Below are 13,052 nucleotides of genomic sequence, written 5' to 3' on the forward strand. Positions count from 1 at the left end.
CCTCTTTCAGAGGACTGCGAAGCCGTGTCTTCCTAATACTCCAGTACACTGGAGTCTTTCTTATTCAGTCTGCCGGCCACAAGCCCGATCACTGCGATCACAATTGTCATGATGACGGCAAGTGCGGAGCCGTAGCCGATGCTCATATGGGTAAAGACTACTTTGACCAGGTAGGTCGTAACGATTTCGGTTGAATTATACGGTCCGCCGTTGGTCATTACATAGAACAGATCGAAGGACTGGAAGCCGGTAAGTACACACAGCATGATGCCTGTCTCCACCAGATTACGGATCATGGGCACCTTGATTTTGAAGAAGATCTGTCCTTCCCCTGCGCCGTCCAGATAGGCCGATTCATAGACTTCTCTAGAGATGCGCTGGATTCCGGAATAAAAGATGGTCATATAGAAGCCTGCGTAGACCCAGCCGGATACGATGCAGATGGCATAAAGCGCGGTATCGGGGTTGCCCAGCCAGACACGGGTCCAGCTCTCCAGGCCGATCTTCTCCAGCAGGATATTGATGAGGCCAAAGTCGGAATTATAGACGAATTTCCATAAGTAGGAGACGACTATCATCGGCAGCATGACGGGCACGAAGAAGGCGAGCCGGAAGAGTCCGCTTCCCTTGCGGCCCATCGTGATCAAGCCTGCGAGCCCGAGTCCGGCAATGACTTCAACAAAGACAGTGGCGACAATATAGATAAGCGTGTGTCCGTAGGAGTTCATGTAGACACGGTCCTGAAAAGCCCGGATGTAGTTGTCGAAGCCGGTGAATTTCATAGTGCCGATCCCGTTCCAATCGTAGAAGCTGAATACGAAGGTCATAAGGACGGGGACAAGTACAACAAAGCCAAAGAGCAGGAGGGCTGGAGATATGAACAGGTAGGGAGAGAACTTATTGCTTCGGCCGGACATGGGTCCACCTCCAATTCAAGGTATAAGGGGGGATGCGTAATCTTCGATTTCCGGATGAAGCCGCCTTATGGACGTACTCATCGTTACTTTAGAGGGGCGATAGTTGTCTCCAGCTCAGCCAGAGCCTCTTCAGGTGATTTAGCGCCGCCGATAACTTCAGAGGTGGCCATATTGAGCGCGTTGGCAACTTCGATGGAATAGCCGGTATCGGGCGGCGACACAAGCGCTGGAGCATTTTCCATCAAATCGTTCAATTCCAGCGAGAGCGGAAGCATGGTCTCCTTGTCGATCCCGTCTTTGGTAATCGGTACAGCCCCGGCATCGGACAGCTTCTTGGAGGATTCGGGGGAGCTGTAGAGCTTCATAAATTCAATAGCCTCGTCGATCAGCCTGGAGTTTTTATTGACCACCATTCCGTTCAACACGCCGATTACACTCTCCTGATTGCCCTTGCCGTCCGGTATGGCCGGAGTATTGAAGTAGCCAAGCTCAAGTTCCGGCGTCTCTTCGACTGCGGTCGGAGCGAGCCAGCTGCCGATCGGGTGCATGGCACCGCTGCCGTTCAGGAACAGCATGTCCGCCTCACTGTCGCTTGCGGCAGTTACATTTTCGTTAATATAGCCTTTATCCCAGAGCTCCTGCACGTAACCGTAGGCTTTGACAAAATCAGGCGAATTGAACGGCTGCTTCAGCTGCATAGCCTCACTGTAGGCGTCCTCGCCCACAACCCGGGAAATGATATGGGCGACCCAGTTGCCTGCCGTCCACAGATCGGAGTTGCCGATCACGAGCGGGGTGATGCCTGCCTGCTTGATGGTCTCGCATACCTTAAGGAATTCCTCCCAGGTAGCTGGCGGCTGAAGACCCAGATCATTGAATACCGCTTTATTGTAAAAGATTACGTTCGTCACATCGCCCGCAGTTGGAATCATATACGTCTTGCCGTCGTTAACCATACCATTGAAGGTACCCTCCGCGAACATATCCTTCAGTCCTGAGCTTTGGAGCTGCTCTGTAATATCCGCCGCATAACCGTCCGCTACTCTTGTCTGCAGGCGCTGCCCCGCCCATTCAAAGTACAGGTCAGGAGCGTTCTTGCCGCTTAGCAGATTTGGCAATCCGATCGTCTGATAGGTGTCATCGTCCTGATAGCTGAATTCCACCTTAATCCCCTGATGCTGTGCTTCAAACTCCGTGCCGATCGTTTCCCAGACCTTGATCAATCCTTCGCCGGGCGAACCCATAGCAATACGGAGTGTTTCCGGTTTTGCACCGGAGCCTCCGTTATTGGCCGGGCTGTTATTAGAAGCTGCAGAAGAGCAGCCCGTTAAGGCGGTAACCAACATTGTTGAGATCAGTGCAATCATCCGTTTGTTCATTCGTTAATCGCTCCCTTTGATTGGTATTGGCAAATAAGTTGACGCGACTACGCTCTTTATCCTTAGTCCCTACTCTCCCCTACGCGTTCACACTCCTAAATGTAATGTTATATGACTCAGATGAGTGAGGTGTTTCTGATTTTTGTGTGTGATTGGTTGAGCAACGAATATTTGTAGTAACAATATTGCTTTCATTATTCATGATAGCAAGAAGCCTGTCAATTGTTTTTTCATGCAAAAAGACATATAAAAATCATTTTATCCAGAAAGTAAGCAGTAAGTATTTTTGACCAATGGATTATTGTAAGCGCAAACAACATTGATTTTACATGGAAAATTACGATGTTATGGGAGTTTGTGGAAAAGGGAGGAAGAATATCTCTCTAATTAATAAATGTATTGACAATTTGTTATGATTAAAAATAGAATGTGGGTAAATGTTACTACAATAACATTGATAATATGACATGGAGGTGACATGAAAAAACCTGCCAATTTGAAAAGATAACCTGAAAAGGATGTCACCCCTGAAGATTATGCAGCACATGCTTCCGAAGCAGTTGTGTACGAAGTTATCAGCTGAAGTACCGCTTAACAAAACCTTGAGGAGGAGTGCATATGAAGTTCAAATGGAAGCAGACGCTTGGAGTATTCGCCGTAGTGTCATCCGTGGCGTTTACGGGCATGCCCGCAGCATCTGCAGAAGTAGCGGAGAAGATTCCTGCATGGGCCGCAGAGGAAATAGCCTCGTGGAAAGAGATGGGGCTGCTCAAAGGCAATCAGGAAGGTCTCGTTCTGCCGAATGAAGGAATCAGAAAAACAGAATTCGTCGCCCTGATTAACCGGATATTTAATTTCAGTGAGGAGAGCGGCCAGAGCTTTACCGACGTCCCTAAGACGGCATGGTACGCCTCTGACATCAGTAAAGCGGTTGCTGCCGGTGCTCTTATTGGTAACGGCGAAGGCAGGATCAATCCGCTGGAGGTCCTGACCCGTGAGCAGGCGGCGCTGATTCTCAGCAGAGTATTTAATGTTGCAGCCTCCGGGAATTCCTTCGTCCCGTTTATCGATGATGCTCAACTTGCCGGCTGGTCCAAGGAAGCGGTCTATGCTATGAAGGAAGCTGGTTATGTGGCGGGCACACCGCAAGGCGCGTTCCAGCCCAAGAAGGCACTGACGCGGGCCGAGGCCGTGAAGATGATGAATAACACCATGGGCCTCTTGGTTGCCGACGGCGGAGATCATTCGGGAACCTCCGGCAGCAACCTGATTGTTAACACAGCTGGAGGCACGCTATCGGATCTGAACTTCTCAGGGAATGTATATATTACTCCCGGCGTTGGCGAAGGTAATCTGAGTTTCATCAATGCTAAGATTGGAGGCACCGTCTACATAAACGGCGGCGGTATGAACAGCATCACCTTAACGGACAGTCATGTGGGCAGAATTGTAATCAGCAAGCCCGCATCTCCGGTAAGGGTTCTGCTGAAGGGAAAGACGATAGCCGGGAAGATTGATGTAACTTCTGCTGCCCGGATTGTCAATGAATCGGATCAGACGGTAAGTACCGTTAACCTGCTTACGCGGGCTTCCGATGCTGTCTCTGTATCAGGGGATGTTAATGAATTGAATGTAGCTGCACCGGCAAGCTTCACGCTGGAGGGCGGCCAGATTGGAAGCTTCAACGTCTCGTCCAAAGCAGGCGGCTCAGCGATTAAGCTGAATAAAGGCGGGGTTGTCAAGAAAATGACCTTGAACAGCGCAGCAACTATAACCGGTGAAGGAATAATCGCAGAAGCGGTGGTCAATGGAGAAGGCGTGTCTTTCTCTGTCAAGCCGGACAAGCTGACGATGAATGCCGCGAAGGTAAGCATAGGCGGACAGGATTTTGATGCTTCAGGTCAACTGATCACTTCAGCGGCCGGCCATTCGGGAGGAACCGGTTCAAGCGGCGGCACGGGAAGCCAGGCCCCTACTCCCACTCAGGCTCCAACCCCTAGCCCGGATACAGGGGGTCCAACGCCAACCCCGACACCAGTGCCGACACCAACAACGAAACCGACGCCGACACCGACGCCAACAACGAAACCAACCCCAACGCCGACGCCAACCCCAACACCTGAGCCCAAAGCTCCGGAGCTGTATACCTATGCCGAAGCCTTAAGCTCCTTCAGATCCACAGGAGCAGAAGGATTGGCCAAGCAATACCTGACCTTCCTCCAGGACCCTTCATACACGCCTTCGATAGCGAACAAAGATGTGACCATGCCGAACCTTGTGAATGCAATAACCTTTGTAAATTATGAATTTAATATCAAACCTTCCATATTCGCTTCGATGCGGGGGATTAACACCTCTGTATTGGACAAAACCCGGACTTATTTGTGGATCGGAACAGACAGCGGAGTCACCAAAATCAATCTCGTCACGAATGAAATGAACAGTTATTCCGCTCAAGGCAAGCAATTGTACGATGACAAGGTGCTTCTGCTTTTACCGGATGAAAGTACGGGTGTACTGGTTATTACACAGACCGGCGTATCGCATATCTACCAATAAGGAAAGGGGAGCTTACCATGTACATGATGAAAAGAAATGGCGTGAAGATCACGGGTGCACTGCTTGCCTTAACGCTGTTCGTACTGCCGGCAGCGCCCGTGCTTGCGGAGAAGCTGCCGGGTGCGGGCTACTCTCCTGTTCAGCTGGAGGCTGTGCAGACCAAGGAAATGACCTATTACAAAGCCGGATCTGCCTCCATCCCGGGCACCCTTGAATGGGTCACCGGTACTGCAGCGCTCAAATTCCTGCCGCTCTCGGTAACCGGTGATGTAACCAGTGTAGTTCTGGACGGGGGGGTCTACTGGATTGGAACGGAGACTGGCCTGCAGCGGGTTGACTTCGGCGCAAGCGACACTAAGGATATCGTTCAGTATATGGCCGGACCGAGGTATTTGTACGGCGGCGATGATCATGTGACAGGGCTTGCCAGCGACGGGAAGGGCGGCATCTGGGTCCGGACGGCAAGCGGTGTGACCCATATCGCCATGCCGGAGAAGACGCTGCATGACAAATCGTTTATCTATGAGGATCTTGTGGAGTCGATTCTTGATCGGCGCGGTATGGTTCATGGCGCAGGCTTTACATTTACGGAGACGGACAGCACGCTGGATGCGGTCAATTACAACTCTAAGACCGGAGTATTCACCTCCACACCTACCACCAGTGACAATGACGGTCTATGGACAGCGATGTATGCAATGGGAGAAATATTCCGCTATAAAGCACTGCAGGAGCAGTACGGAGCCAGCCCGGCTTCCGGGGAGCAGGCAGAAATTGCTGATGCAAGAGCGGCGGCGCTTAGAGCGACCAAGGCCGTTCTGCTGCTCGATTATGTCTCCGGACGCGGAAACGGATTTCCGGCACGCTCCTATATGCTGACCAGCGAAGCGAGTGCGGCTACAGTGGGCAATTCAGTGTACGGCTACCAATCTCAGAACGGCTTCTGGTTCCAGAACTTTGTCGGGCCGGACATGACTAACCCGAATGGAATCATTCCAAGCATGCAGCGTAACGACGGGGTGGAGCCTATCGGCTATTCCATGGTGAGGGTAACCAAAGACGCTGAGAACAAAAAAGGCTCCACGCTGTTCCCGAGCGGAGGTACCGATGTGCTCAATTACAATGGGCTTGGGCTTAGTCAAGCTGCCATTGACGAGCTGAATCTGACGCGTCCTGAAGGCCAGAAGCTGGGGATTGATATCAAGACACGGGTTGGAACTACCGTAACCGGCGCAGTATATCAGGTACTGCCTGTCATTACGGCCGCCACTAACAACAATGACGCGAAGGAAGATAAGACAACGGGCATCAATAATAAGCCGCTGTTTCAGCTGACAGCTCCCGTCTATGAGCAGATTCCGGAATTCTTTAATGATTTGTTCCCGGATAGCGCAATTGTGGACGGCCATATCGACATGAACCAGATTGTGTATAAGGCGGATACTTCTGCAGATGAAGTGGATGGCCATTATGCCATGTTCTATACAGCTTATAAATATCTGGTCGGTGACAGCACCGATCCTGAACTTCTTGAGCTGAAATCCCTCATTGAAGAAACGACGCACCGCATGACAGAGCTGATTTTGAAGGACGACCATTATTATATTGAGGATGCCACCGGCAAATCAACACAGTGGTCCAGATGGTTCGCCAAATACTTCAACGACAGCCTTGGCGTTATGGAGCAGCAGGTACAGTGGCAGTCCAAGATCGGCGTTGACGAAAAAGGGGATGATGCGCTGTCCTACGGTTACGAAGACGGCCCGCTCAACGCACTGCAAGTCATGGCTGCGCTGAAATCAGCAAGCTATATTGTCGCAGCGAGCTATCCGGCTGATTCGGCCAAGTATGAGCTGGCGTATGAGCAGGCTTTTGCAGGCAGCTACAGCAAGGAAGAGCCGTATATCAACGGTAAGGGCTATATGGCCATGGCACAGGACTATATTGAGCGCAGACTGGTGCGTCAGGCTACCAATGCTTACAGCGAGAACGACAACCAGCCGGTAACTATGGATAATGCAGGCGATGGCACGAACACCAATGCGACGCTTCATAATGACTGGACCCAATACATCAATTACTCGGATGAAGAGCTGGGCTGGTTCCCGGTATTCATACTTGTTACGCTTGAGCAGGATGCAGGCAGACATGCGCAGATTGTAGCAGCCTATGATCAATGGTACTCCAATGAGGTGCGGGAGGAGAATCCGTTCTACACCTTCCTCTACCAGCTTGCGCATCCGGACAAAACCGATGTCGATCTGCAGTCGGCGGTCCGCTTCCTGTACCGTTTCCCTGAATTCCAGATTGAATTCCCGGTACAGTGGGACCGTCAGGATGTGCTGTATATTGAACCGGGTGACCGCGATGATTATAAACAGACGAACTACGCACTGGCTCCGGATGAGCGGCGCATCATTAAGCATAACTCGAATCCGTTTGAAAATGACAGCCAGACTACCGGGGCCAATCCGGGGTATAACTACCGTTCGGGCAGCATTGAGGCGGGTTCGGTATTCACACTGCCCTACTGGCTGGGGCGCTATTTTGAGATCATCAAGGAGTAACAGGGCTTACTGAACTGAAGGTAACGGAGCCGGAGCGCCCCATCCAGGGGTGCTCCGTATGCTCTCTGCGCTGACGGTCGCCCGGCCTTCCTTCATCCAAACTGTCTCTCGATAGTATAGCTGGGGAAATCACCCCGGAATACGCCGAAGCTGTATTCCAGAGGGGAACCATCGGCCAAATACGTAAAAGTTCTCACTTGCAGGCAGGGGGAGCCTTCTTTGACACCAAGCAGCCTGCTGGCTGTTTTGTCCGCGAGTACAGGCTTGAGCTGCTCCACAGAGCGGTGGGCCTTCAGGTTATACTCTGACTCAAGGAAGGAGAAGAGCGATCCATCCTTATATTCATTAATGAGCCCCGGGGCGAGATCCCAGGCAATATAAGTAGTCTCATACAAGAGTGGTTCATTATCGGCATAGCGGAGCCGCAATAGCTGGTTTACCGGTGCTTTCAACGGAATATTGAGGAATTCATTGAGCGGGATTTCCGCAGGTGTCACTTTGGCTTCAATAATTGTACTGGTCGGCTCTTTGCCGCTCATCAGCACATCTTCAGTGAAGCTTCGTTTCTGGTTAAGCTGGAGCTCCTTACGTTTGACAAAGGTGCCCTTACCCTGGTGGCGCTCAAGAATATCCTGAACCTCCAGTTCGCTGAGCGCGAGGCGGATGGTGGTCCGGCTGGCGGAGAACATCTCGCATAACGCGGCTTCGGTGGGAAGCTTCTCTCCGACAGCATAGAAGCCGGATTGAATCTGTTTGAGCAGTTGTTCTTTAATATTGAAATATAATGTATTATTTGTTCTCTTTGTCATTACAAGTTTCCTCCGATGCCAATTTGTTATATTATATCACGGAAAAAGAGCAGGAGAAACCATATGGAAATGACGGGATTTTGAATCCATAAAGTGTGCACCCTTTGCCGGGTATAGAGATTCACAAATCATTTGAGTGATTAGAAAATCCAATGAGTAGAAAAAAGGTTAAAAAAGGACATGTGTTTGTAGGAACAATAAATAGAATTGTTATTATAAACATCTAACCGGGGCAATAATAGAGCATTTCAAGAGAGACGGAGGAAATCACAAATGAAGAAGAAACACTTGAAAATCGCAGTCATCGGAGGAGGTTCCTCCTATACGCCGGAGCTTGTTGAAGGGCTGATCCGGTATCATGATGAATTTCCGGTTGCTGAGCTGTATCTGGCAGATATCGAGGCAGGGGCGGACAAGCTGAGAATCATAGGGGAACTGGCGCAGCGTATGATTGATGCAAGCGGCAAGCCTATCAGGCTGCATACGACACTGGACCGGCGCGAAGCGATTCGCGGTGCGGATTTTGTCGCTACGCAGATCCGTGTCGGCATGCTGGATGCACGCTCCAGAGATGAGAAGATCCCGCTGGCCCACCATTTAATCGGCCAGGAGACGACGGGCGCGGGCGGGTTCGCCAAGGCGCTTCGCACCATTCCGGTCATTCTGGATATTTGCCGGGATATCGAGGAGCTGGCTCCGGGTGCGTTCATGATTAACTTCACCAACCCGGCCGGTATCATTACGGAAGCCGTCTCGAAGCATTCCCGGGTCAAGTCTGTGGGGCTATGCAATCTTCCTATAAGCACGAAGATGCAGATCGCTGAGCTGTACGGGGTTCAGCAATCGGAAATGTTCATTGAGATTGTCGGGATCAATCACCTCAACTGGACGACCCGGGTGCTGATTGAAGGGGAGGACATGACGGAGGACTTTCTCAATAAGCTGTCGGGAGCCAAGGGGCCTTCGATGGCCAACATCCCCGATCTGGAGTGGGATTCGGAGTTCATTCAGTCCGTAGGTGCACTTCCCTGCCCGTATCACCGTTACTACTATATGAAGGAAGAGATGTACCGGGAGATCTCTGAGCATTACCAGGAGAGCGGCAAGACACGTGCCGATGATGTGAAGGAAGTGGAAGCCGAGCTGTTCGAGATCTATAAGCAGCCTGAAGTGAACAGTAAGCCGGCTCAATTGGAGAAACGCGGCGGTGCCTACTATTCGGAAGCGGCGGTTCAATTGATGAAGTCTATCTATAATGATACCGGCGATATTCAGACCGTCAATGTGCGTAATCAGGGGGTTATTCCGGATCTTCCGGGTGATGTCTCCATTGAGATCAACTGTGTCATCAAATCCGATGGGCCGCATGCGCTTGCACCAAGCAAGCCACTTCCCCCGCAGATCCGAGGTCTGCTGCAGGTAGTGAAGGCTTACGAGGAGTTGACCATAGATGCTGCAGTAAGAGGAGATTATGCCTCTGCACTGCAGGCCCTGACGATCCATCCGCTGGTGGGTGACGAGCGGATCGCCAAGGAAGTACTGGCCGACATTCTGGAGCAGAATGCCGAGTACCTGCCCCAATTCCAGGTGCGGGCAAGATAAACCCGGGAATAACGGCATCAGCCCCTTTCTGCAGCGCCGATTAGCTGCTGAAAGGGGCTGATGTTATGCATGGCAGCCGTGCGTCCTGTTATACCGGGACCTCCCGGGTGCTTGGTTCCATCGGGGAGCTGCAGAGCGGACACGGCTTCGAGGTCAGGTGATCCTCTGCGCCGCCCGCCTTCTTGCGGGTCCAGCCCGGACAGGCTTTGCCGGTGCACTGCCAGACCGGAACAGTATGTGTTCTCACTGCGGCTGAACCGTGTGTGCCGCTGCGTGTTACATGCGTTCTGTTCGGGCTGCTGGCTCCGGCGGCTGGAGCCGGTGCCTGTGGGATGGCCGCCGAACGGAAGGCCGCGAGCATGAAGCGCGAGACCTCCGCTTTCTTGCCCCGATGCCTTGCCGGCGAGCTGATGAACAGCTCCTCCCTGGCCCGGGTAACGGCCACGTAGGCGAGCCGGCGCTCTTCCTCCAATGCGGCAATGCCCGCTTCGGCTGCGGCTTTTGCAGCAGCCGCGCTGATCACCTTGACCGAGGCCTTCGCTGGCTTGCGGTCCTTCGCACGGTCCTCCTCCAGAGCGGAGCTATGCGGCAGAATTCCCTCTGATGCTCCGATCAGGAAGACTACGGGGAACTCCAGTCCCTTGGATTTGTGGATGGTCATCAGCGCCACCCGGTTGCCTTGCTCCTTCAGCCCCGGCTGCCGGTTCTGCTCGTTACGCTCCGTTACGTTGTCGATGAATTCGAGGAACAGCGGAATTGTAGCGAAGCGCTCGGCCGAGGACTCCAGCTCATCCAGCATTTCCTTCAGCGTCTCCCGGTGCAGCGTAGCCTGATGGCGCTCGCTGCCTTCGATGAAATAATCGTAGAATACTGTGCGGATCTGGCGGATCGCTTGTAGCGGTGTCAGCTCGCGCAGGCCGCGGATCAGGTCCAGCCGTTCGCGCAGCTTGACGCCCTTGAAATCCTCCATGCCCGGCATGGAGAGCAGATGAATCAACGGGCCCTGCTTCGCCTGTACCGCCTCCATGCGCCGGATATGCTCCATTCCCTTGTCCCGGTTCATGTAGAGTGTCGGCAGAATATTCTCCATGGCAGCGAAGTCGCGGCGGTTCACCGACAGGCGCAGGTGATCCAGCACTGGAGAGATTAGCCAATGCTCATAGAGCAGCTGGCCTTCGCCGTAATCAATATAAGGAATATCGCGCAGCAGCAGCAGCTCCAGCACCGCCCGGTTGCTGCTTGTGGCGCGGTACAACAGGGCGAAATCACGGTATTCCCGGGCCCCGCTCTGCGTTTCACGCTCAATATGCTCCACGATTTGTCCAGCCTCGTCATCTGCTGTCTGCGGACGCAGGTAACGGGGCGGCAGGCCGCTGCTGCGGGCTGCCTGCAACGTCTTGGCGCGGCGCCGCGAATTATGGCGGATAATACCGTTGCCCAGCCCGATGATCGCCGGACCGGACCGGTAGTTGATATCCAGCGTAATCACCTTGGCCTGCGGATACAGCTTCTCGAACTCCAGGATGAACTCGCTGCGGGCACCGTTGAAGGAGTAGATCGTCTGGTCATCGTCGCCGACCACCATCAGGTTATCCTGCGGAGCAGCCACCATCTTCACCAGCTCATATTGCAGCGCATTCGTATCCTGGAACTCATCAACCATCACATATTGATACTGCTGCTGCAGCTCCCGCAGCAGCGCCGGCTGTTCCCGGAGCATCTGGTAGGCGAGCAGCAGGACATCGTCGAAATCGATTTTGAAATTATCGGTCTTCCACTGCTCGTATAGAGCCAGGATGGCCTTCATCTCCTTCTCTGCCTCGGTAGTCTCCGGCAGCTGCCCGGGCAAGCCCATATTCATCTTGCAGGCGGAGAGCAGGCTGAGCAGATTCTCCGGCGGATAGGCATCCTTCGGCAGCCCCAGCTCGCGCATAATCTGCTTCAGCAGAATATGCTGGCGGCGGGTCTCGCTGAAAATATCCTGCCGCAGTCCCTGCCGCCGCAGGAAATAAAGAAAGAACGAGTGGAACGTACGCGCCTGCAGGCGCGCAGCATCCCCCTCGTTCACCCCGGGCAGCAGGGCGATCCGCTCGCGCATCTCTGCAGCTGCCTTGCTGGAGAAGGTCAGCAGCAGCAGGCGTCCGGGGGCGATGCCGCGCACAGACAGCAAATACCCGGCTCTGCAGATCAGCACCGAGGTTTTGCCGGAGCCGGCTCCAGCCAGTGTCAGCAGCGGCCCGAGATGATGGCGTACCGCCGAGATCTGCGGCGGATTGAGCAGAATGCCGCCTGCCTCCAGCCGCCTGAAATAAGCGGCATCGCTGTCCCCCGGCTGTACCGTCTCCCGGCTTGTCCGGGCTGAGGCTACCTTCGCCTGGGGGATATTCTCACCGCTGGCTCCCAGCGGGATATTATGAAATAAGAGCTTGTTCATTATGTTCACCTTCGTTTGTTTCTGAATGCGTAATCAGTCATGCGGTTTTGGCCAGTATACACTATACCATTCCGCACTCTATTCTGCACGAGGCTATCTCCCGGATGCATTCAGCTTGGCCAGAAAAGAATTCACCTTGCGCTCGTACAGCCGGGGCTGGTCCTCCTTGATCTCCTCCAGCAGGAAGGCCAGGCACTGCCGGATTCTTGGCGGCATACGGACGGCGATCTCGGCGTAATCCTTGCGGTAGCGGTCGTCCTGGAGAATTCTTTGATTCAGCACAATCGCCCAGTTGCGGGCGTGCTCCAGCATCTCCGGCAGCGACTCCAGCAGCTGGGTCAGATACATCTCCATCTGGACACTCTCCACAAAATGAACAAGGCTGAACATCACCTCTTCCTGCTCCGTATCATCGTCGAATACTTTGAAGATCTGGTGAATGACGGCATCCTCTGTATCACCGGCCAGACCCTCCAGTGCCTGATCGAACTGCTCGCATTCCAGCTCGGTGCGCAGCAGCCGGTTCTCATATAACCGGGCAATCCCGGGGTATAGGTGGTTCATAGAGTAATTCCTCCCAGCAGAAAATAACGCCATTTATCATAAAGTCCACTTTTTGACAGATAATACTAATATATTGAACAAAGGACTAGCTGATTATAACAGATAGACAAATAGAAGTGAGGTATGGAGGGATATCATGTTTATTCCGGTGCTTATGGAATTAACCAATGCCGAACGGTTGACGCTCATTCTATATTTAGCAGTCAACCTGGGCGCCATCT

Annotated in this window: 8 protein-coding genes; 3 read left to right on the forward strand and 5 right to left on the reverse strand. The window is 53.0% G+C overall.

From position 1 onward, the window contains the following. Positions 1-32: 32 nt before the first annotated feature. Together NST69_RS00105 and NST69_RS00110 are read right to left on the reverse strand one after the other, a co-directional pair. Positions 33-917, reverse strand: a complete 885-nt coding sequence (locus NST69_RS00105; RefSeq protein ID WP_051477881.1) for a sugar ABC transporter permease — start codon at positions 915-917, stop codon at positions 33-35. A gap of 83 nt (positions 918-1,000) precedes the next feature. Beyond that, a complete protein-coding gene (locus NST69_RS00110; protein WP_342548180.1) occupies positions 1,001-2,296 on the reverse strand; it encodes an extracellular solute-binding protein in 1,296 nt (431 codons plus the stop codon). Between the two features lie 618 nt (positions 2,297-2,914). Between NST69_RS00110 and NST69_RS00115 the strand changes: the two genes are divergently transcribed. Together NST69_RS00115 and NST69_RS00120 are read left to right on the forward strand one after the other, a co-directional pair. Continuing rightward, positions 2,915-4,855 (forward strand): S-layer homology domain-containing protein, encoded by a 1,941-nt coding sequence (locus tag NST69_RS00115; protein ID WP_342548181.1) that lies wholly within the window; start codon positions 2,915-2,917, stop codon positions 4,853-4,855. A 23-nt stretch (positions 4,856-4,878) separates the two neighbouring features. Beyond that, entirely contained in the window at positions 4,879-7,422 is a 2,544-nt protein-coding gene (locus tag NST69_RS00120) for a hypothetical protein (protein ID WP_342548182.1), read from the forward strand. Between the two features lie 92 nt (positions 7,423-7,514). On the opposite strand, the gene NST69_RS00125 is transcribed toward NST69_RS00120, so the two are convergent. Then, positions 7,515-8,231 (reverse strand): GntR family transcriptional regulator, encoded by a 717-nt coding sequence (locus NST69_RS00125; RefSeq protein ID WP_036723582.1) that lies wholly within the window; start codon positions 8,229-8,231, stop codon positions 7,515-7,517. A 273-nt stretch (positions 8,232-8,504) separates the two neighbouring features. On the opposite strand from NST69_RS00125, the gene NST69_RS00130 reads away from it, so the two are divergent. Continuing rightward, positions 8,505-9,833 (forward strand): 6-phospho-beta-glucosidase, encoded by a 1,329-nt coding sequence (locus NST69_RS00130; RefSeq protein ID WP_342548183.1) that lies wholly within the window; start codon positions 8,505-8,507, stop codon positions 9,831-9,833. An 88-nt stretch (positions 9,834-9,921) separates the two neighbouring features. On the opposite strand, the gene NST69_RS00135 is transcribed toward NST69_RS00130, so the two are convergent. Beyond that, positions 9,922-12,267, reverse strand: a complete 2,346-nt coding sequence (locus NST69_RS00135) for a UvrD-helicase domain-containing protein (RefSeq protein WP_342548184.1) — start codon at positions 12,265-12,267, stop codon at positions 9,922-9,924. A 93-nt stretch (positions 12,268-12,360) separates the two neighbouring features. Then, positions 12,361-12,831 (reverse strand): Imm30 family immunity protein, encoded by a 471-nt coding sequence (locus tag NST69_RS00140; RefSeq protein ID WP_036723578.1) that lies wholly within the window; start codon positions 12,829-12,831, stop codon positions 12,361-12,363. Positions 12,832-13,052 lie beyond the last annotated feature (221 nt).

It is taken from the genome of Paenibacillus sp. FSL P2-0089 (assembly GCF_038595095.1).
GTDB lineage: Bacteria > Bacillota > Bacilli > Paenibacillales > Paenibacillaceae > Paenibacillus_AQ > Paenibacillus_AQ silagei.

Coding starts and splice junctions, on each gene's coding strand:
- NST69_RS00105 (WP_051477881.1), bottom strand. CDS start 917: ATGTCCGGCCGAAGCAATAAGTTCTCTCCCTACCTGTTCATATCTCCA.
- NST69_RS00130 (WP_342548183.1), top strand. CDS start 8,505: ATGAAGAAGAAACACTTGAAAATCGCAGTCATCGGAGGAGGTTCCTCC.
- NST69_RS00110 (WP_342548180.1), bottom strand. CDS start 2,296: ATGAACAAACGGATGATTGCACTGATCTCAACAATGTTGGTTACCGCC.
- NST69_RS00120 (WP_342548182.1), top strand. CDS start 4,879: ATGATGAAAAGAAATGGCGTGAAGATCACGGGTGCACTGCTTGCCTTA.
- NST69_RS00125 (WP_036723582.1), bottom strand. CDS start 8,231: ATGACAAAGAGAACAAATAATACATTATATTTCAATATTAAAGAACAA.
- NST69_RS00115 (WP_342548181.1), top strand. CDS start 2,915: ATGAAGTTCAAATGGAAGCAGACGCTTGGAGTATTCGCCGTAGTGTCA.
- NST69_RS00135 (WP_342548184.1), bottom strand. CDS start 12,267: ATGAACAAGCTCTTATTTCATAATATCCCGCTGGGAGCCAGCGGTGAG.
- NST69_RS00140 (WP_036723578.1), bottom strand. CDS start 12,831: ATGAACCACCTATACCCCGGGATTGCCCGGTTATATGAGAACCGGCTG.